18 protein-coding genes and 1 pseudogene are annotated in these 20,634 nt (G+C 67.6%); 6 read left to right on the forward strand and 13 right to left on the reverse strand.

Annotation, left to right across the window (positions count from 1 at the left end; all coding sequences use genetic code 11):
* Positions 1-155 precede the first annotated feature (155 nt).
* From AC1DNF_RS33615 to AC1DNF_RS33630, 4 genes are all read right to left on the reverse strand, one after another.
* Positions 156-1,889, reverse strand: coding sequence for a cation acetate symporter (locus AC1DNF_RS33615; RefSeq protein ID WP_478153025.1), 1,734 nt, complete (start codon positions 1,887-1,889; stop codon positions 156-158).
* Positions 1,886-2,194, reverse strand: a complete 309-nt coding sequence (locus AC1DNF_RS33620; RefSeq protein WP_478153027.1) for a DUF485 domain-containing protein — start codon at positions 2,192-2,194, stop codon at positions 1,886-1,888. Before AC1DNF_RS33620 ends, AC1DNF_RS33615 begins: the two co-directional genes overlap by 4 nt.
* Positions 2,195-2,355: 161 nt before the next feature.
* Complete coding sequence (locus AC1DNF_RS33625; protein WP_478153029.1) at positions 2,356-3,105, reverse strand: response regulator transcription factor; 750 nt, start codon at positions 3,103-3,105, stop codon at positions 2,356-2,358.
* The gene (locus AC1DNF_RS33630) at positions 3,102-4,736 is read right to left on the reverse strand and encodes an ATP-binding response regulator (RefSeq protein ID WP_478153031.1); all 1,635 of its coding nucleotides are present in this window, start codon (positions 4,734-4,736) and stop codon (positions 3,102-3,104) included. The genes AC1DNF_RS33625 and AC1DNF_RS33630 overlap by 4 nt, the downstream gene beginning before the upstream one ends.
* A 124-nt stretch (positions 4,737-4,860) precedes the next feature.
* Here AC1DNF_RS33630 and AC1DNF_RS33635 point away from each other — a divergent pair, with 124 nt between their 5' ends.
* The 3 genes from AC1DNF_RS33635 to acs are packed head-to-tail and all read left to right on the forward strand — an operon-like array spanning position 4,861 to position 9,712.
* On the forward strand, positions 4,861-6,504 hold the full coding sequence (locus tag AC1DNF_RS33635) for an acyl-CoA synthetase (protein ID WP_478153032.1): 1,644 nt from the start codon (positions 4,861-4,863) through the stop codon (positions 6,502-6,504).
* A gap of 22 nt (positions 6,505-6,526) precedes the next feature.
* Positions 6,527-7,717 carry an acetyl-CoA C-acyltransferase family protein gene (locus tag AC1DNF_RS33640; RefSeq protein ID WP_478153033.1) on the forward strand — a complete coding sequence of 397 codons (1,191 nt, stop codon included), beginning with the start codon at positions 6,527-6,529 and terminating at the stop codon, positions 7,715-7,717.
* A gap of 12 nt (positions 7,718-7,729) precedes the next feature.
* Entirely contained in the window at positions 7,730-9,712 is a 1,983-nt protein-coding gene (gene acs / locus AC1DNF_RS33645) for an acetate--CoA ligase (RefSeq protein ID WP_478153035.1), read from the forward strand.
* A gap of 101 nt (positions 9,713-9,813) precedes the next feature.
* On the opposite strand, the gene AC1DNF_RS33650 is transcribed toward acs, so the two are convergent.
* A complete protein-coding gene (locus AC1DNF_RS33650) occupies positions 9,814-10,524 on the reverse strand; it encodes a sulfite exporter TauE/SafE family protein (RefSeq protein ID WP_478153036.1) in 711 nt (236 codons plus the stop codon).
* Between the two features lie 2 nt (positions 10,525-10,526).
* A complete protein-coding gene (hemN, locus tag AC1DNF_RS33655) occupies positions 10,527-11,945 on the reverse strand; it encodes an oxygen-independent coproporphyrinogen III oxidase (protein ID WP_478153038.1) in 1,419 nt (472 codons plus the stop codon).
* Positions 11,946-12,042: 97 nt separating this feature from the next.
* On the opposite strand from hemN, the gene fnr reads away from it, so the two are divergent.
* Positions 12,043-12,783 (forward strand): fumarate/nitrate reduction transcriptional regulator Fnr, encoded by a 741-nt coding sequence (gene fnr / locus AC1DNF_RS33660; protein WP_478153049.1) that lies wholly within the window; start codon positions 12,043-12,045, stop codon positions 12,781-12,783.
* 7 nt (positions 12,784-12,790) lie between these two features.
* On the opposite strand, the gene AC1DNF_RS33665 is transcribed toward fnr, so the two are convergent.
* The 7 genes from AC1DNF_RS33665 to ccoS form a co-directional block, all read right to left on the reverse strand.
* The gene (locus AC1DNF_RS33665; RefSeq protein WP_478153039.1) at positions 12,791-13,057 is read right to left on the reverse strand and encodes a FixH family protein; all 267 of its coding nucleotides are present in this window, start codon (positions 13,055-13,057) and stop codon (positions 12,791-12,793) included.
* Between the two features lie 18 nt (positions 13,058-13,075).
* Complete coding sequence (gene ccoG, locus AC1DNF_RS33670) at positions 13,076-14,524, reverse strand: cytochrome c oxidase accessory protein CcoG (protein WP_478153040.1); 1,449 nt, start codon at positions 14,522-14,524, stop codon at positions 13,076-13,078.
* Positions 14,525-14,547: 23 nt separating this feature from the next.
* Positions 14,548-15,480 carry a cytochrome-c oxidase, cbb3-type subunit III gene (gene ccoP / locus AC1DNF_RS33675; RefSeq protein ID WP_478153042.1) on the reverse strand — a complete coding sequence of 311 codons (933 nt, stop codon included), beginning with the start codon at positions 15,478-15,480 and terminating at the stop codon, positions 14,548-14,550.
* A 9-nt stretch (positions 15,481-15,489) separates the two neighbouring features.
* Positions 15,490-15,627 carry a cbb3-type cytochrome oxidase subunit 3 gene (locus AC1DNF_RS33680; protein ID WP_478153043.1) on the reverse strand — a complete coding sequence of 46 codons (138 nt, stop codon included), beginning with the start codon at positions 15,625-15,627 and terminating at the stop codon, positions 15,490-15,492.
* Positions 15,628-15,638: 11 nt separating this feature from the next.
* A complete protein-coding gene (gene ccoO / locus AC1DNF_RS33685; RefSeq protein WP_478153045.1) occupies positions 15,639-16,265 on the reverse strand; it encodes a cytochrome-c oxidase, cbb3-type subunit II in 627 nt (208 codons plus the stop codon).
* Between the two features lie 10 nt (positions 16,266-16,275).
* Positions 16,276-17,715 carry a cytochrome-c oxidase, cbb3-type subunit I gene (gene ccoN, locus AC1DNF_RS33690; protein WP_478153047.1) on the reverse strand — a complete coding sequence of 480 codons (1,440 nt, stop codon included), beginning with the start codon at positions 17,713-17,715 and terminating at the stop codon, positions 16,276-16,278.
* Positions 17,716-17,782: 67 nt separating this feature from the next.
* Complete coding sequence (gene ccoS, locus AC1DNF_RS33695; RefSeq protein WP_478153051.1) at positions 17,783-17,920, reverse strand: cbb3-type cytochrome oxidase assembly protein CcoS; 138 nt, start codon at positions 17,918-17,920, stop codon at positions 17,783-17,785.
* Between the two features lie 240 nt (positions 17,921-18,160).
* Here ccoS and AC1DNF_RS33700 point away from each other — a divergent pair, with 240 nt between their 5' ends.
* Positions 18,161-19,393 carry a porin gene (locus AC1DNF_RS33700; RefSeq protein ID WP_478153048.1) on the forward strand — a complete coding sequence of 411 codons (1,233 nt, stop codon included), beginning with the start codon at positions 18,161-18,163 and terminating at the stop codon, positions 19,391-19,393.
* Positions 19,394-19,432: 39 nt separating this feature from the next.
* Positions 19,433-20,634: pseudogene (locus tag AC1DNF_RS33705) on the forward strand (AMP-binding protein); the annotation flags it as partial.

Here is a 20,634-nt window from a genome sequence, read left to right on the forward strand (position 1 = left end):
TGCTGTTTGAGYGAAGCGAGTTTGCACGTGACCCCGCCTGACGTGAGCAGCGCAGGGGACCCCGAAGGGGCGGTGACGTCGGCCGGCCAAGGGCACACCGCCCCCCGCCGCGCCCCACGCCCCGCGCCCCGCGCCCCGCCCGCACCTCAGGCATTTCAATGCCCAGAAGCCGTAGAAGCCCCGAGCCCCGTCTCGGACCGAACCCGTTGGGCCGGGAAAGCCGCCCGCTCCACCGCGGCTTGCTTGCTCCGGTCGAGCACCGAGATCAGCCAGATGCTGACGAACGCAATGGTCATCGAGAACAGTGCGGGCGATGCATACGGGAACCAGGCCGATCCGACGGGATTGCCCAACGTAGACTCCCACACCGAAGGCGACACGATCGTCAACGCCACCGATGAGAGCAGCCCGAGGAAGCCCCCGATCACAGCGCCGCGCGTCGTGCAGTTCTTCCACAGCACCGACATGAACAGCACGGGGAAGTTGGCCGAAGCCGCCACCGCGAACGCCAGCGACACCATGAACGCGATGTTCTGCTTCTCGAAGGCAATGCCCAGCAGCACCGCCACCACCCCCAGCGCCACCGTCGTGATCCGCGACACCTTCAGCTCCGAGGCGCTGTCGGCCTTGCCCTTCTTCACCAGCGTTGCATAGATGTCGTGCGACACCGCAGAGGCGCCCGACAACGTGAGCCCCGCCACCACCGCCAGGATGGTCGCGAAGGCTACCGCCGAGATGAACCCGTAGAACACATTGCCGCCCACCGACTTCGCCACCAGCACCGCAGCCATGTTCGCCGCACCGCCCCCGCCCTTGATGATGCCCGTCGCCGTGTCCGCGAACTCCGGATTGGTCAGCACTAGCGTGATCGCGCCGAACCCGATGATGAAGATCAGCAGATAGAAATAGCCGATCCACGTCGTCGCCCAGAACACCGACTTGCGCGCCTGCTTCGCATCCGGCACCGTGAAGAAGCGCATCAGGATGTGCGGCAACCCGGCCGTGCCGAACATCAGCGCCATGCCGAAGGAGATCGCCGAGATCGGATCCTTCACGAAACCGCCCGGCCCCATGATGCTGAGACCGATGGCGCTCGCCTCCGCCGGACTCTTGCCGCCGTTGACGGCAAACTGCGTGCGCACCGCCACCGACTTGGCGAACAGTGCCTCGGGACTGAAGCCGAACTGGGCCAGCACCATGATCGCCATGAAAGTCACCCCGGCCAGCAACAGGCAGGCCTTGATGATCTGCACCCACGTCGTCGCCGTCATCCCGCCGAACAGCACATAGATCATCATCAGCGCGCCGACGATCACAACCGCGATCCAGTAGTCCAGCCCGAACAGCAGCTTGATGAGCTGCCCCGCGCCCACCATCTGCGCGATCAGGTAGAAGGCCACCACCACCAGCGTGCCCGAGGCAGCGAACCCGCGGATCGGCCCCGGCTGGAAACGATAGCCCGCCACGTCGGCGAAGGTGAACTTGCCCAGATTGCGCAGCCGCTCCGCCATCAGGAAAGTGATGACCGGCCAGCCCACCAGGAAACCGATCGAGTAGATCAGCCCGTCATAACCCGTCGCCATCACGGCCGCGGAAATGCCCAGGAAGGACGCCGCCGACATGTAGTCGCCCGCGATCGCCAGCCCGTTCTGGAAGCCCGTGATGCCGCCACCGGCGGTGTAGAAGTCGGCGGCCGACTTGGTCTTGGCCGCTGCCCGCTTCGTGATGTAGAGCGTCAGCAGAACGAAGACCGAGAACATGCCGATCGCGATCCAGTTGGTCGGCTGCTTCGCCACCTGGCCCAGGTCGGCGCCGGCCGCAAAGGCGGTGCCGGCCGCCGAGAGCAGAAACAAGAATGCGCCGGCTGCTTGCGTGAGACGGCGGTTCATCGCGTGGCCTCTTTCAGCACTTCGGCCGTCAGGCGATCGAACTCGCCGTTCGCGCGGCGGATGTAGAAGGCCGTGATCGCGATGGTGAACACGATCACGCCAAGCCCGATCGGAATGCCGATCGAGGTCACGCCCTCGCCGATGGGCTTGGCCAGGAAGGGCTTGTTGAACGCGATCAGCGCGATGTAGCCGTAGTACACGACCAGCATGATCACCGTCAGCAGCCAACCGAATCGATTGCGCTTGTTTCGCAGTTCGAGATACTTGGGATTGGCCTGGATCTTGTCCACCATGGGGTCGCTCATGTTCATCTCCTGGGAGTTCGCAAAGCACAAGGGCTCGACGGGCCTGTCGACCCTTGAGGTTTGTCCAAATTCTAGGAAGCGACATGTCGCTCGCGGAGGCGACGCAATCATTCGTCACATTGCGATGCAATCCCTGCGAACGAAGTGAACGACGCGAACGCTCATCCCCACACGACATCGGCGGCGAACATGTAGCCCGCTCCGTACACGGTCTTGATGATCGATGGATCGTGCGGGTCGGATTCGATCTTGCGCCGCAGGCGCGAGATGCGCACATCGATGCTGCGATCGGTCGGCAGCAGGTCACGCGCGCCCATGAGCTGTTCGCGCGTGAGGATCTGGTGCGGCCGCTCCACGAAGCAGCGCAGCACCTGCGTCTCGGCCGTGCCCAGCAGATGCTCGGCGCCATCGGGCGCGCGCAGCACGTTGGAGGCGCAATCGATGCGCCAGCCCAGAAACGATGCATAGCGCCGCTGGCGACCGCAGGGCGCGCCCGGCACGACGGTGCGCCGCCTCAGGATGCTGCGCACCCGCGCGACCAGCTCGCGCGATTCGAAGGGCTTGGTGACGTAGTCGTCGCCGCCCAGTTCGAGCCCCATCACCCGGTCGGCCGTGTGGCCGCGGCCGGTGAGGATCAGCACGCCCGCATTCGATTCGGCCGTGATGCGGCGCATGAGGTCGATGCCGTCCATGTCGGGAAGGCCGAGGTCGACGATGCACAGGTCGGGCTTCTCTGCCTGCATCCGGCGCAGCACGCTGGCGCCGGTCTGGAAGCCCTCGCAGCTGAAGCCGAACTCGGTGAGCGTGGCCAGCACCAGCTTGGCGACCGCGGGATCATCCTCGATCACGAAGATCAGCGAAGGCGGCGTGCCGTCTTCCGGGGCGTAGTTGTTGGAAATGGGACTTCTCATGATGGCGAGCCCGCCTCGATCGCATCGGCCAGCTCAGCCGTGGTGAAGGGCTTGGTCAGCAAGGGAATGCCGGGCGAAGGTGCCTCGCCCGGCGCGAATGCGCTCATCAGCACCACGGCGCGCACCCGGCCGTGCGCGCGCGCCTCGCGCGCGATCTCGAGCCCGTCGACACCGCCCGGCATCACGACATCCGAGAGCAGCAGCTCGATGCCCTCGGTGCGCGACAGCAGATGCATCGCCTCGACCCCGCTCTCGGCTTCGAGCACCGCATAGCCCAGTTCCCGCAGGCTGCGGCGCACGACGCGGCGCACCTGCGTGTCGTCGTCCACGAGCAGCGCCAGGCCGCGCCGGGCCGCCGCAGCGGGTGGCGCGCCGGCACGCGCCGCGCCAGGGGCGGCCGCGGCCGCTCCGACAGCCTCGGCGGCAGGCAGCCACAGGGACACCGTGGTGCCGCTTCCCGGCTGGCTGCGCACGTCGATGGCACCGCCGGACTGCTTGATGAAGCCATACACCACCGCCATGCCGAGCCCGGTGCCCCGCCCCGGGCGCTTGGTGGTGAAGAAAGGCTCGAACATGTGGGCCAGCGTGTGGGCATCCATGCCGCAGCCGTCGTCCTCGACCTCGATGCGCACGCTGTCGCCGGCCGCGATCTGCAGCGGCGCGGCGGCGGCGCTGTCGAGCCGCACGGATCTTGCGCGCAGGACGATGCGGCCGCCGGGCGGCGTCGCATCGCGCGCATTGAGGATCATGTTGAGCAGCGCCTGCTCCAGCAGGCTGGCGTCGATCCAGGCCCAGAGCGCCGCGTCGCCGGCGTCGATGTCCAGCCGAAGCGACTCGGGCAGCGAGCGCCGCACCAGCCGCGCGACGCTGCCGATCAGCGCCGCGACATCGGTCGCCCCGGCCTGCAGCGGCTGCTTGCGAGCGAAGCTCAGCAGGCCCTTGACCAGCGCCGCCGCGCGCCGCGAGGCGTCCAGCGCCGGCTGCGCGTACTCCGACACCAGCGGATCGGCGGCCCTGGCATCGACCAGCGCCGCGAGATTGCCGATGACCACCGTGAGGATGTTGTTGAAGTCGTGCGCGAGGCCGCCGGTCATGAGGCCCAGCGATTCCAGCTTCTGGGCCCGCGCGATCACCTCGTGCTGGCGCCGCTCGCTGCGCAGCAGCTCGGCGGTGCCGGCCGCGACGCGGCTCTCCAGGTCGGCGTTCTGCTCGAGGATCGTGCGCTCGGCCCGGCGCTGCTCGGTCACGTCGGAATAGAGCGTGACGAAGCCGTGGCCCGGCACCGGCATGCCCCGGATGTGCAGCACGCGGCCATCGGGGCGGGTGCGCTCGATCTCGTGCGGCTCGAAGCTGCGTGCCGCCGCCACGCGCTCGGCCACCAGCGCGTCGGGGTCGCCGGGGCCGTACTCGCCGCGTTCGGCGTTGAAGCGGATGAAGCTTTCGAAGGAAGCGCCCGGGTGCGCCATCGCCTCCGGGAAATCGAGCAGGCGCACGTAAGCCTTGTTCCATGCCACCAGGCGCAGCTTGCCATCGAAGATGGACAGCCCCTGGTCCAGCAGGTCGAGCCCGGTTTGAAGCGTCTGGTATCGCTCCAGCGGGGCCGCGCCCGTCGATAAAGCCTTGTCTCTCAAGTTGCCTCCGATCGATGCGGTGCAAACATTCGTCATCTTTCGACGCTGCTCGTGCAATGTTCATCCGCGATGCTTCAGGCTAACGCCTAAGCGCACCCTCGAACAGCTCAAGGAAGTCGAATTCATGACGCACGTCAATCCATACGCCATGGGCCTGGACAAGAACCCGGCCAACTTCGTGGCGCTCTCGCCGCTCAGCTTCCTGGAACGGGCCGCGCGGGTCTATCCCGGGCGCTGCGCGCTGGTCTACGGCGAGCTGCGCCGATCCTGGGCCCAGACCTGCGAGCGCGCCAGGCGCCTGGCCGGCGCCCTCGCCGCCCGCGGGATCGGGCACGGAGACACGGTGGCTGCCATGCTGCCCAACACGCCCGCCATGTTCGAGGCCCATTTCGGGGTGCCGATGTGCGGCGCCGTGCTGAATGCGCTCAATACGCGACTGGATGCGCCGGCCATCGCCTTCATGCTGCAGCATGGCGAAGCGAAGGCGCTGCTGGTCGACCGCGAATTCGCCGTCGTGGTGGAGCAGGCGCTGTCCCACCTCGGCAGCAAGCGCCCCTTCGTGATCGAGGTCGAGGACGCGCTGGCGCCCCCGGGGCGGCGACTCGGGGAAACCGACTACGAGAGCTTCCTCGCCGGCGGCGACCCGGACTTCGCCTGGCAACTGCCGGCCGACGAATGGGATGCCATTGCGCTCAACTACACCTCCGGCACCACCGGCAACCCCAAGGGCGTGGTCACGCATCACCGCGGCGCCTACCTCAGCGCGGCCAGCAACGTGATCGCCTGGAACCTGCCCGACCAGCCGGTCTACCTGTGGACGCTGCCGATGTTCCATTGCAACGGCTGGTGCTTTCCGTGGGCGATGGCGCTGGTCGCGGGCACCAGCGTCTGCCTGCGCAAGGTCGACCCGGCGGCGATCTTCTCGCTGATCAGGGAGCACCATGTGACGCACATGTGCGGCGCGCCCATCGTGTTCAGCATGATGATCAGCGCGCCGGCGCAGCTGCGCGAGGGCATCGCGCACACGATCCAGGGCCTGGTCGCGGGCGCGGCGCCGCCGGCGGCGATGCTCGAAGGCTGCGAGGCCGCGGGCATCGAGATCACGCACGTCTACGGCCTGACCGAGGTCTACGGCCCCTCGGCGGTCTGCGCGAAGCAGGACGCATGGCGCACATTGCCAGTGGAGGACCGCGCCCGCCTCAACGGGCGCCAGGGCGTGCCCTACCCCCTGCAGGAGGCGGTGAGCGTGCTCGACCCCGAGACGATGCTGCCCGTGCCGGCCGACGGCGAGACCATCGGCGAGATCTTCTTCCGCGGCAACGCCGTGATGAAGGGCTACCTGAAGAACCCGAGCGCCACCAAGGAAGCCTTCGCGGGCGGCTGGTTCCACACCGGCGACCTCGGCGTGCTGCACCCCGACGGCTACGTGAAGATCAAGGACCGCAGCAAGGACGTGATCATCTCGGGCGGGGAGAACATCTCGTCCATCGAGGTGGAAGATGCGCTGCACCACCATCCGGCCGTGCTGAGCGCGGCGGTGGTCGCCCTGCCCGACGCGAAATGGGGCGAGGTGCCCTGCGCCTTCGTCGAGCTCAAGGCCGGCCGCTCGGTGTCGGAAGAGGAACTGCTCGACTTCTGCCGGCCGCTGCTGGCGCGCTTCAAGATGCCCAAGCGCATCCACTTCGGCGAACTGCCCAAGACATCGACCGGAAAGATTCAGAAATTCGTGCTGCGCGAGCGCGCGCGCTCCGCGAGTGCCATCGAGTGAAGCAACCCCAAGGAAACAAGCCATGACCGCAAGACCCGAAGTTTTCATCGTCTCCGCCGTGCGCACCGCCATCGGCACCTACGGCGGCACGCTCAAGGACACGCCGTTGTCCGAGCTCGCCACCCTGGCCGTGAAGACCGCCCTGCAGCGCAGCGGCGCGCCGGCCGATGCGATCGGCCACCTGGCGATGGGCACGGTCATCCCGACCGACCCGCGCGACGCCTACCTCAGCCGCGTGGCGGCCGTGAACGCCGGCCTGCCCAAGGAGACGCCGGCCTTCAACGTCAACCGCCTGTGCGGCTCGGGCCTGCAGGCCATCATCTCCGCGGCGCAGGCCATCTGGCTCGGCGACTGCGAGATGGCTGTCGGCGCGGGCGCCGAGTCGATGTCGCGCGGGCCCTTTCACTCGAGCGCGATGCGCTGGGGCGCCCGCATGGGCGACACGGCGATGGTCGACTACACGGTGGCGGCCCTGCACGACCCCTTCCATGGCATCCACATGGGCATGACGGCCGAGAACGTGGCCGAGCTCTTCGGCATCACGCGCGAGATGATGGACGAGCTGGCCGCGGAGAGCCACCGCCGGGCGGCATTCGCCATTGCCGACGGCCGCTTCAAGAGCCAGATCGTTCCGGTGGAGATCGTGACGCGCAAGGGAACGATCGTGTTCGAGGTCGACGAACACGTGAAAGCCGGCACCACCGTCGAGACACTGGCCAAGATGAAGCCGGCCTTCAAGAAGCAAGGCGGCACGGTCACCGCGGGCAATGCCTCGGGCATCAACGACGGCGCGGGCGCCGTCGTGCTCGCCAGCGCGGCGGCGGTGAAGGCGCACGGCCTCAGGCCGATGGCCCGTCTGGTGGGCTACAGCCATGCCGGCGTCGATCCGACGCTGATGGGCACGGGCCCGATCCCGGCGACGCGGCGCGTGCTCGAGCGCACCGGGCTGAAGTTGAAGGACATCGACGTCATCGAGTCCAACGAGGCCTTCGCGGCGCAGGCCTGCGCCGTGGCGCGCGAGCTCGACTTCGACCCGGCCAAGGTCAATCCCAACGGCTCGGGCATCTCGCTGGGCCATCCCATCGGCGCCACCGGCGCCATCATCACGACGAAAGCGCTGTACGAGCTGGAGCGCACCGGGGGCCGGCGAGCGCTGGTCACGATGTGCATCGGCGGCGGCCAGGGCATCGCTGCCATCTTCGAACGCGTCTAGGAGCATCACAACATGACTGTCAATGAAACCCCCTCGGCATCGCCCGACTACACGCCGTCCGCCATCACGGTGCGCAATGCCCACGTGTCCGGCCGGGCGGCCTACGACAAGCTGGTAGCCGAAGCGGACGCCGATCACGAGGCCTACTGGGCCAGGCTGGCGCGCGAGTTCATCACCTGGAAGACGCCGTTCATCGACGTGCTCGACCAGAGCGATGCGCCCTTCTTCAAGTGGTTCGCCGACGGCACGCTCAATGCCTCCTACAACTGCCTGGACCGCAACGTGGAGCGCGGCCTGGGGCAGAAGACGGCCATCATCTTCGAGGCCGACGACGGCAAGGTCACGACCGTCACCTACGCCGAACTGCTGGAGCGCGTGTGCCGCACCGCCAATGCGCTGAAGTCGCTGGGCGTGGGCAAGGGCGACCGCGTGGTCATCTACATCTCGATGTCGATCGAGGGCGTGGTCGCCATGCAGGCCTGCGCGCGCATCGGCGCGATCCATTCGGTGGTGTTCGGCGGCTTCTCGGCGCATGCGCTGCGCGACCGCATCGCCGACACCGGCGCGGTGCTCGTGCTGACGGCCGACGAGCAGGTGCGCGGGGGCAAGCATCTGCCGCTGAAGGCGATCGTCGACGAGGCGCTGGCGCTCGGCGGATGCGAGAGCGTGCGCCATGTGCTGGTGTCGCGGCGCACCGGCGGCGAGGTGCCCTTCCAGGCCCCGCGCGACCTGTGGATGGCCGAGCTGAGCGCCTCGCAGCCCACCGCCTGCGCGCCCGAATGGGTGGGCGCCGAGCATCCGCTCTTCCTGCTCTACACCTCCGGCTCCACCGGCAAGCCCAAGGGCGTGCAGCATTCGACCGGCGGCTACCTGCTGCATGCGGCGCTCACCTGCAGCTGGACTTTCGACCTGAAGCCCGAGGATGTCTTCTGGTGCACCGCCGACATCGGCTGGGTCACGGGCCACACCTACATCGCCTACGGGCCGCTGGCGCTCGGCGCGACGCAGGTCGTGTTCGAGGGCGTGCCCACCTACCCCGATGCCGGCCGATTCTGGAAGATGATCCAGGACCACCTGGTCACCGTCTTCTACACCGCGCCCACGGCCATCCGTTCGCTCATCAAGCTCGCCGACGGCACGCCGGCCGTGCACCCGCGCAACTACGACCTGAGCAGCCTGCGCATCCTCGGCACGGTCGGCGAGCCGATCAACCCCGCCGCCTGGGAGTGGTACTACCAGAACGTCGGCGGCGGCCGCTGCCCGGTGCTCGACACCTTCTGGCAGACCGAGACGGGCGGCCACATGATCACGCCGCTGCCGGGCGTCACGCCGCTGGTGCCGGGCTCCTGCACCCTGCCCTTCCCCGGCATCAGCGCCGCGGTGGTGGACGAGGTGGGCAACGAGCTTCCGTGGGGTCAGGGCGGGCTGCTGGTCATGAAGAAGCCGTGGCCGTCGATGATCCGCACCATCTGGGGCGACCCGGAGCGCTTCAAGGCCAGCTACTTCCCGAGCGAATTCCAGGGCCGCTACTACCTGGCCGGCGACGGCGCGATCCGCGACCCGAAGACGGGGTATTTCACCATCACGGGCCGCATCGACGACGTGCTCAACGTCAGCGGCCACCGCATGGGGACGATGGAGATCGAATCGGCGCTGGTGTCGTGCACGGAACTGGTGGCCGAGGCGGCGGTGGTCGGCCGGCCCGACGAGACCACGGGCGAGGCGGTCTGCGCCTTCGTGGTGTTGAAGGGCGGCCGCCCGAGCGGCGATGAGGCCAAGCGGATCGCCACCGAGCTGCGCAACTGGGTGGCCAAGGAGATCGGCCCCATCGCCAAGCCCAAGGACATCCGCTTCGGCGAGAACCTGCCGAAGACGCGCAGCGGCAAGATCATGCGGCGCCTGCTGCGCAGCATTGCCAAGGGCGAGGCCATCACGCAGGACACCTCGACGCTGGAGAACCCGGCCGTGCTCGACCAGCTGGGCCAGGCCTACTAAGAAACTCATGCCATCGAACGCCGAATTTGACTGTGACCCCGGTTTCATGCCCCGGGGTCAGGCCTGCCTGATGGCGAACTACTGAGGATGCGGCGAGACGCTCAGCGGCACCAGATCTCGATCTGGCGGCCGAGGTCCATCCACAGCGCCTGGCCGGCCACGGCGGCGAGCACGCCGCCGGCAAGGCGGGTGCCCCACTCCCCGCGCATCGCGCCGAGCGCGCGCATGTGCCGCCAGAGCCACGGTGCCAGCACGAGCGAGAGGCCGCTGCCGACGGCAAAGAGCGCCATGACCAGCGCGCCCTGCAGGCTGTCATTGCCGAGGCCGGCGAGCATGAGGGCCGAATAAAGAAGCCCGCAAGGCATCGAGACCCAGAGCGCGCCGGTCGCGAGCACGCCCCAGGTCGAGCCGGTGAGTGGCCGCAGGCGCGCCGCCAGCGCACGGCCGATGTGGTGGGCCCACAGCGGCTGGCGCCCCAGCGCCGCGAGCGACAGGCCCCAGGCGAGCACGAACACGTGGAGCGTCACCCACAAGGGCCGCAGCGCAGCGACCTGTTCGCTGGCGAATCCGAGTCCCTGGAAGGCGGCGGCCGCGCCGGCGCCGGCGGCGGAATAGCCAGCGATTCGGCCCGCGTGGAAGACCATGGACGCGGGCAAGGCACGTGCCGCGCCGGGCAGCGCCGCGACCCCGCCGCCGGCCGGCGCGCGCACGATGCGGATGACGCCCGCGCACGCGGCGCCGCACATGGCGACGCAATGCGGCCCGCCGGCCAGCCCCATGAGGAGCGCGGTTCCGACCAGCGCCGCCTGCATGATCAGACGATGCGCGAGAAGCGCGTGCGGTTGCGGTCGGCCTGGAGGTATTGGTCGAACACCATCGCGATGGCGCGCACGAAGAACCAGCCGGTCGGCGTGACCTCGATGTCGTGGTCGCTCAATCGCACCAGCCCTTGCGCCACCAGCGGACCGAGGGCGGCGAACTCGGGCGTGAAGTGATCCCTGAAGTTCACCAGGTGCGCCAGCCCGAAGGATTCGAAGTCCAGATGGCCCTGGCACATCAGCGCCATGATCACCGCGCGCCGCAGCACATCCTCGCGCGTGAGCGCCAGGCCGCGCACCACCGGCAGCCGGCCCTGGTCGAGCAGGTCGTAGTACTCCTCCAGCGTCTTGGCGTTCTGGCTGTAGGTGGCGCCCACGCGGCCGATGGCCGAGACGCCGATGGCGACCAGGTCGCAGTCGGGGTGCGTGCTGTAGCCCTGGAAGTTGCGATGCAGCCGGCCCTGCCGCTTGGCGACGGCGAGCGGGTCGTCGGGCAGCGCGAAGTGGTCCATGCCGATGTAGACATAGCCGGCCGCCGTGAAGGCCGCGATCGAGCGCGAGAGCATGCCGAGCTTCACCGCCGCCTCCGGCAGGTCTTCGGCCGCGATGCGCCGCTGCGGCTTGAAGCGCTCTGGCAGATGGGCGTAGGCATAGAGCGCGATGCGGTCCGGACGCAACTCGCAGATCTGCGCCAGCGTGCGGTCGAAGGAGGCCGTGCTCTGGCGCGGCAGTCCGTAGATGAGATCGACGTTGATCGAGGAGAAGCCCAGCCGCCGGGAGGCCGCCACCAGGTCGAACACCTGCTGCGCGGGCTGGATGCGGTGGACGGCCTTCTGGACCTCCGGATCGAAATCCTGCACGCCGAAACTCAGGCGGTTGAATCCAAGCTCCGCCAGCACCGCGAGGCGATCGGCGTCCACGGTGCGCGGATCGATCTCGATCGCGTACTCGCCCTCCGGCGACAGCGTGAAGGCGGACCGAAGAAGCGCCATGAGCTCGCGCAGCTCCGCGTCTTCCAGGAAAGTCGGCGTGCCGCCCCCCAGGTGCAGCTGGCTGACGACGGCGCCCCGGCCGAGCTGCTCCACCTGAAGCTCCACTTCGCGCGCGAGGTAGTTCAGGTACTCGCGCGCCTTGCCGCGCTGGCGGGTCACGATCTTGTTGCAGCCGCAGTAGTAGCAGAGCGACTCGCAGAACGGGATGTGCACATAAACCGACAGCGGGCGGACCCGCGCGCCGGCCGTGCAGCGCAGTCTCAGGGCGTGGGCATAGTCCTGCGCGGTGAACGCCTCCACGAAGCGGTCGGCGGTGGGATAGGAGGTATAGCGCGGGCCGGGCACGTCGAGGCGCCGCAGCATGGCGGGCGACGGCAGCGGCGAGGACGGCGCGGGAATGGCGATGACTGGCGCTGGAAGCATGAAGAGGCTCTGGACACTGGAAATGGCCCACTATGGCGCCGGCATGCCCCGCGATCCTTGACGTGCGTCAATCCTCCCTCAGGTGCGCGCTTGGACAATCGCGCAAACCACGACCAAGTCAATGAAAACCGAACATATCAAGGTCGCCTGCTCGAACTGCAACCTGCGCGACCTCTGCATGCCGAGCGGCCTGAGCCCGGACGAATTGCAGCGCATCGACAACCTCGTCGCCACGCGGCGCAAGGTCGCGCGGCGCGAGACCCTGTTTCGCAACGGCGAGCGCTTCACCTCCCTCTACGCGATCCGCACCGGCGTCTTCAAGACCCGCGTGACCAGCGAGGACGGGCGCGACCAGGTCACGGGCTTCCAGATGGCCGGCGAGATCATCGGGCTGGACGGCATCGTCAACGACCGCCACAGCTGCGACGCCGTCGCGCTGGAGGACGCCGAGGTCTGCGTGATGCCCTTCGATCGCATCGAGACGCTGTCGCGCGAAGTCCCCACGCTGCAGCGCCATGTGCACCAGGTCATGAGCCGCGAGATCGTGCGCGAGCACGGCGTGATGCTGCTGCTGGGCAGCATGCGGGCCGAAGAGCGGCTGGCCGCCTTCCTGCTGAACCTCGTGCAGCGACTGCACGCGCGCGGATTCTCGCGCTCCGAACTCGTCCTGCGCATGACGCGCGAGGAGATCGGCAGCTATCTCGGGCTCAAGCTCGAGACCGTGAGCCGCGCGATGTCGAAGTTCGCGGAGGACGGCATCGTCGAAGTCCAGCACCGCAACCTGCGCATCGTGGACCCCGACGCCTTGCAGCGCATCGTCAATCCGGCGAACTGCTGAGCGGCGCTCAGGGCGCCAGGTCGGCCGCCGGCGTCGCCGCGTGGTTGCGCCCGGCCAGGGCGGGCATCAGCTTCTTGTCGGCCAGGGTCTTGTTGATCTCGATGCCCTGGCGGTAGTAGTCCGCCGCGATCACCGGATCGGGCATCTTCACGGCAATCCAGAGCGTCGTGAGGCCGGCGACGACGACGACCGCGGGGCCGCCGAATACCATCCAGACCAGTGGGTAGGACCACCAGGGTCCGCTCCTGGCCTGTGATTCTTCTGCGTCTTTCATCTCTTCTCCTTTTGTGACTCAGCGAGGCACCATGAAGGTGGCCTTCTCCGACACGCGCGCGCGGCCGTCGGCCGAGCGCACATCGAAATACACGTTGTGGGAACCGGCCGGCGTGCTGCCATAGGGCAGCTGCAGGCGCACCGCGACCCAGCGCGATTGGGCGGCACCGACCTCCACCGGCCCGGCCGGCGAGACGTTCAGGCCCGGGAGGCCGCTGGCCTCGATGCTGTAGCGTTGCGGCTTCTCGGTCGCATTCATGATCTGGAGCCGGTAGACGTTCTCGAGCGCGCCGCCCTCGACGATGCGGGCGAGCGAGCCGCGGTCGCGCACCACGTCCACCTTGAGCGGCGTGCGCACCACCAGGCTCGTGAGCAGGCTGATGCACAGCACGGCCAGCAGGCTCGTATAGATCAGCACGCGCGGGCGCAGCACGCGGCGCAGCACCTGCCTGGGCGTCCAGTGGCCGGCCATGCCGTTCTGCGTGGCATAGCGGATCAGGCCGCGCGGTGTCGCCATCTTGTCCATCACCGTGTTGCAGGCGTCGACGCAAAGACCGCAGCCGATGCACTCATACTGCAGCCCCTTGCGGATGTCGATGCCGGTCGGGCAGACCTGCACGCACAGGTCGCAGTCGATGCAGTCGCCCAGGCCCTGGGCCCGGGCGTCGGTGCCCTTGGCGTGGACACCGCGAGGTTCGCCGCGCTCGGCGTCGTAGCTGACGATCAGCGTGTCGCGGTCGAACATGGCGCTCTGGAAGCGGGCATAGGGGCACATGTACTTGCAGACCTGCTCGCGCATGAAGCCCGCATTGCCGTAGGTGGCGAAGCCGTAGAAGAAGACCCAGAAGACTTCCCAGGAACCCATGCGCGTCTGCAGGAATTCCATGCCCAGATCGCGGATCGGCGTGAAGTAGCCGACGAAGGTGAAGCCGGTCCACATCGCGATGCCCAGCCACACCAGATGCTTGAACCACTTCTTGACCAGCTTCTCCACCGAGAATTCCCCCTCGTCCAGCCGCATGCGAGCGATGCGGCTGCCTTCGATCTTCTGCTCGACCCACATGAAGATCTCGGTGTAGACCGTCTGCGGGCAGGCATAGCCGCACCACAGGCGTCCGGCCACGGCGGTGAACAGGAAGAGCGAAAGCGCGGACACCACCAGCAGGCCGGTGAGGTAGATCAGGTCCTGCGGATAGAGCACCAGCCCGAGGATGTAGAAGCGCCGCGAGGCCAGGTCGAACAGCACCGCCTGGCGCTGGCCCCATTCGAGCCAGGGCAGCCCATAGAAGAGAAGCTGGGTCAGGAACACCATGCCCCAGCGCCAGCGCGCGAAGACGCCGCGCACGGTGCGGGTGTAGATCTTTTCCTGCGCGGCGAAGAGACCGCCGCCGCCCTCGGGCGCCGTGGCCGCGGCGATCGGTATCACCCGGCGCGCGGGCCGGGTCTTGACGGGCGTGGAATCGGTCATCCTTGTCTCGGGTGGCATCTCAGTCAGGGCGTTGCGGCGACGGGCGTAGCGGCGCCGGGCTTGTTCGACAGGCCCCACACATAGGCGGCCAGCACATGGATCTGCGCCTCGCTCAGGCGGCCCTGCTGCGCTGGCATCTGGTTGGTCTTGCCGGTGTTGATGATCGAGACGATCGCGTCCTGCCCGAAGCCGTGCAGCCAGATCTTGTCCGACAGGTTGGGCGCGCCGATGGCGGTGTTGCCGACGCCGCCGATGCCGTGGCAGGCCGCGCAGGCGGCGAACTTGGCCTTTCCGAGGCCGGCGCGCACCGAGTCGTGCGAACTGCCCGACAGGCTCAGCACATAGTTGGCGACGTTCTTCACGTCCTCGGCCGTTCCGACCGCCTCGGCCATCGGCGGCATCACGCCGGTGCGGCCCAGGGTGATCGACTCCTTGATCTTCTCCGGCGTGCCGCCATGCAGCCAGTCGTTGTCCGTCAGGTTGGGAAAGCCCTTGCCGCCGCGCGCATCGGAGCCGTGGCACTGGGCGCAGTTGTTGAGGAAGAGGCGCTCGCCGATCGCCATCGCCGCGGGCTCGGCGGCCACGCGTTCCACGGGCATGGCGGCGTACCCGGCATAGACAGGCTCAAGCTCGCGCTTGGCGGCCGCGAGATCCTTGGCGTACTCGCCCTCGGTGCTCCAGCCGAGCTGGCCCTTGTAGCTGCCGAGCCCCGGGTAGGCCACGAGGTAGCCCAGGCCGAAGACGATGGTGATCACGAACAGGCCCACCCACCAGCGCGGCATGGGGTTGTTGGCCTCGCGCAGGTCCTCGTCCCAGACGTGGCCGGTGGTGTTGTCCGGGCTGCTCGCGGCCGGCGCGCGCGCCATGAGCCACAGCAGCAGCGCGCAGAACAGGATGCTGCCGAGCGAGACGATGGTCACGTAGTTCGACCAGAAGTCGCTGAAGAAATCGCTCATGGTGTGCTCTCAGTCCTGTTCGAATGGCAGGCGGCTCGCTTCATCGAAGCCCTTCGCGTTGCGGCGCGAGAAGGCCCAGACCATGATGCCGATGAAGGTGGCGAACGAGGCCAGCGTGGCGATGATCCGCAGGGTGGTGATGTCCATCTTTTCGCTCCTTACTTGAGTGTCAGCCCGAGCGACTGCAGGTAGCCCACCAGCGCGTCCATCTCGGTCTTGCCCTTGACGTCGGCCGGCGCCGCGGCGATCTGCGCATCGGTGAAGGGCACGCCGACACGGCGCAGGGCCCGCATGTGGGCGGCGGCCTCGTCGCCGTCGAGGGGCGCCTTCTCCAGCCACGAATAGGCCGGCATGTTCGACTCCGGGACCACGTCGCGCGGGTTGTTGAGGTGGATGCGGTGCCACTCGTCGCTGTACTTCCCGCCGACGCGGTGCAGGTCGGGGCCGGTGCGCTTGCTGCCCCACTGGAAGGGATGGTCGTAGACGAACTCGCCGGCCACCGAATAGTGGCCGTAGCGCAGCGTCTCGGCGCGGAAGGGCCGGATCATCTGCGAGTGGCAGTTGTAGCAGCCCTCGCGCACGTAGATGTCGCGGCCCAGCACCTGCAGCGAGGTGGGCGGCTGCAGGCCGGTGATGGGCTCGGTGGTCGACTTCTGGAAGAACAGCGGCACGATCTCCACCAGGCCGCCGATGGCGATGACCAGCAGGATCAGCACGATCATCAGGGCGTTGTTGGTCTCGATCTTCTCGTGCGAGAAGCCGGTCTTGGGATTGCTGGAACTCATGGGGTCTTCCTCAGGCGGTGGCGACGGCGGGCATGGGGATGGGCGCGCGCACCGAGCGGCCCGAGATCACCGTCATCCACACGTTCCATGCCATCAGCAGCATGCCGCTCAGGTAGAGCACGCCCCCGACCAGGCGCACGATGTAGTACGGATAGGTGGCCTTCACGCCTTCGACGAAGGTATAGGTGAGCGTGCCGTCGGCATTGATGGAGCGCCACATCAGGCCCTGCATGACGCCGGCGATCCACATGGCGGCGATATAGAGGACGACGCCGATGGTGGACATCCAGAAGTGCGTCTCGATCGCCCTCATGCTGTACATCTCGGTGCGCCCGTAGAGGCGGGGAATCAGGTAGTAAAGCGAGCCCATCGTGATGAAGCCGACCCAGCCGAGGGCGCCGGCATGCACGTGGCCGATGGTCCAGTCCGTGTAGTGGGACAAGGCGTTGACGGTCTTGATGGACATCATCGGACCCTCGAAGGTCGCCATGCCGTAGAAGGACAGCGCCACGATCAGGAAGCGCAGGATCGGGTCCGTGCGCAGCTTGTGCCAGGCACCCGAGAGCGTCATGATCCCGTTGATCATCCCGCCCCAGCTCGGCGCCAGCAGGATCAGCGAGAACACCATGCCGATCGACTGGGTCCAGTCGGGCAGCGCCGTGTAGTGCAGATGGTGCGGGCCCGCCCACATGTAGGTGAAGATGAGCGCCCAGAAGTGGACGATGGAGAGCCGGTACGAATACACCGGACGGCCGACCTGCTTGGGGATGTAGTAATACATCATCCCGAGGAAGCCGGCGGTGAGGAAGAAGCCGACCGCGTTGTGGCCGTACCACCACTGCACCATCGCGTCCTGCACGCCCGCGTAGGCCGAGTAGCTCTTCATCCAGCCGGCCGGAACCGCCGCGCTGTTGACGATGTGCAGCAGCGCCACCGCGATGATGAAGGCACCGTAGAACCAGTTGGCCACGTAGATGTGCCGTACCTTGCGCCGCCCGATGGTGCCGAAGAAGACGACGGCGTAGGCGACCCAGACGACGGCGATCACGATATCGATCGGCCATTCGAGTTCGGCGTACTCCTTGCCGCTGGTGTAGCCCAGGGGCAGGCTGATGGCCGCGGCCACGATCACGGCCTGCCAGCCCCAGAAGACGAAGGAGGCCAGCGCCGGCATGAACAGCCGGACCTGGCAGGTGCGCTGCACCACGTGGAAGCTGGTGGCCATCAGCGCGCAGCCGCCGAAGGCGAAGATCACCGCGTTGGTGTGCAGGGGCCGCAGCCGCCCGTAGCTGAGCCAGGGGATGCCGAAGTTGAGTTCCGGCCAGGTCAGCTGCGAGGCGATGATCACGCCGACCAGCATGCCGACAACGCCCCAGACCACCGACATGATGGCGAATTGGCGCACAACGGTGTCGCTGTAGACAGCTGCGGGGGGGTTGGGTGCTTGCATCGTCGAGCCTTCATCATTGAACTGGGACGAGTGTCCCGGCGCGGCGTGCCCGGCGTGTTGACGCAGATCAATCGTTGCGGAGAATGCGCTCGCCCTCGCGCTCGACGTCGTCGAATTGGCCACGGTCCACCGCCCACCACAGACCGCCGAGGATCAGCAGCACGAGCACGACCGAGAACGGGATCAGGAGGAAGAGGATGTCCATCAGCGGCAAGGCTAGAAGCATGTGGGGCCCGGCCGCTTGACATGGATCAAGCGATTGCGTCGGCACTGCCTCGTTCCGAGGGGCTCCTCATCTTTGCCTGGCATGAAATGTCAAATACCTGGCATCAAATGCGAAGGCATCGCCACGCATCGGCTTCTAAAGTCATTGTCAGTTCAATCGAACAACGCCGACGCGATGCCACGGCACCGCTCGCCCTCCTCCCCTTCGAGACACCCGATCATGAAGAAGACCTACCTGGCTCTCGCCGCCCTGGCAGCAACCGGCGCCGCCTCGGCGCAATCGTCCCTCACGCTGTTCGGTGTGGTGGACGCGGGCCTGAGCTACTACTCGACCAAGAGCAGTTTCTTCAACCTTCCGACTTCCGCGTCGGGCTCGACCAGCGCCCGCCAGAGCCAATGGGTGGTCTCTTCATCGGGCTTCAACACCAGCCGGCTCGGGCTTCGCGGCACCGAGGACCTGGGCGGCGGGCTGGCGGCCGGCTTCTGGCTCGAATCGCCACTGGCCAACGACTCCGGCGTCGGCAACCTGAGCTTCACGCGCCGCTCGACACTGAGCCTCACCGGTTCCCTGGGCGAGCTTCGGCTGGGTCGCGACTACACGGCCACGTTCTACGCGGACGGCGTCTTCGACCCGCTCGGCGTCAGCGGCGTGGGCACCAACGTCATCGCGGTCGTCAACAGCAACCTGGCCATCGCGCGCGGGCTGGCCACCGGTGGCCTCCTGGGCGGCGGCGCCTCCCTGGGCACCGACAACTATCTTCGCACCAGCAACGCGATCAGCTACTTCCTGCCGCCGAACCTGGGCGGCTTCTACGGCCAGTTGCAGTACGCGTTCCATGAGAACGTGGACACCGGCAACGTCGCGGGCAGCCCTTCGCAGCGCGGGCGCTACGCGGGCGGGCGCTTCGGATGGACTCAGGGCGCGCTGGACATGGCGCTGGCCTATGGCGAGAGCACCGTGGCCAGCACCGCGACCTCCCGCGAAGACATCAAGACCCTGAACCTCGGCGCGAGCTATGACTTCGGCCCGGCCAAGGCCTACGGCGAGTTGTCGCAGGTCAGGGACCAGAGCAAGGGCGTCGTCGCGCAGCGCATGGACGACCGCTACGACGGCGCCGTCGTTGGCGTGACGGTCCCGATCGGCCCGAGCCTGATCCGCGCATCCTACGGCCGGGTCAACTTCAAGAACGGCACGAACCCGATCAACGGCGATGCGTCGGTGAACAAGCTGGCGCTGGGCTATGTGTACAACCTGTCGAAGCGCACGGCGCTCTATGCCACCGTGGCGCGCATCAGCATCAAGGACGGCCACAACAACCCGGGCGTGATGGGCGTGACGCCGCAGGTGCTGAGCAACCCGGCGATCATTCCGCAGCCGGGCTACGTGTCCAACGCCACATCGCAGCCCGGCAGCGCGATGGGCTACGACATCGGCGTGCGCCTGGCTTTCTGATCCGTCACCCCATTCGAAAGGACACCGATGCGCGCTCCGCTGATGGGCTTGATGCAAGACCAGCCCCTGTTGATTTCCTCGCTGATCGAATTCGTCGAGCGGCACAACGGCGATGCCGAGATCGTCTCGCGACGTGTCGAGGGCGACATTCATCGCACGACCTGGCGCAAGGTCGCCGCGCGCTCGCGCCAGGTCGCCAACGCGCTCGAAGCCGAGGATCTGGGCTTTTCCGACCGCGTCGCCACGCTGGCCTGGAACGGCTACCGCCACCTGGAGCTCTATTACGGCGTGAGCGGCAGCGGGCGTGTACTGCACACCATCAACCCGCGCTTGCACCCCGACCAGATCGCCTGGATCGCGAACCATGCCGACGACCGGATCGTCTGCTTCGACCTCAGCTTCCTGCCGCTGGTGCAGGCAGTGCATGCGCGCTGCCCCGGGGTGAAGAAATGGATCGCGCTGTGCGACGCCGACAGGCTGCCCGCCGACAGCGGCGTGCCCAATCTCGTGAGCTACGAGGCGTGGATGAGCCAGCAGTCCGACGCCTACCCCTGGCCGAGCTTCGACGAGAACTCGGCGTCGAGCATGTGCTAGGACGTGATGTGCATTTCCGCCCGCGACTCGATCCTGCCCGTGGTGCCGATGTTCCACGTCAACGCCTGGGGCATTCCGTATTCGGCCGCGCTGGTCGGCGCCAAGCTGGTGTTTCCCGGCCCGGCGCTCGACGGCAAGTCGGTCTACGAACTGCTGGAGACCGAGAAGGTGAGCTTCGCCGCCGGCGTGCCCACCGTCTGGCAGATGCTCCTGGGCCACCTGCAGGCCAACGGCCTGAAGTTCTCGACCCTCARGCGCACGGTCATCGGCGGCTCGGCCTGCCCGCCGGCCATGATCAATGCCTTCCAGCAGCTCTATGGCGTCGAGGTGCTGCACGCCTGGGGCATGACCGAGATGTCGCCGCTGGGCACGCTGTGCACGCTCAAGAACAAGCACCTCGCGCAGTCGCCCGAGCAGCAGATGGCGCTGCGCATGAAGCAGGGCCGCGCCATCTTCGGCGTGGACATGAAGATCGTCGACGCCAACGGCAAGGAACTGCCCTGGGACGGCAAGGCCTTCGGCGAYCTGATGGTCAAGGGCCCCTGGGTGGTCAAGGAATACTTCAAGGGCGAAGGCGGCGATCCGCTGGTCAAGGATGACGAGGGCCGCGGCTGGTTCCCCACCGGCGACGTCGCCACCATCGACCC

This window comes from Variovorax sp. 01T432 (assembly GCF_056398605.1).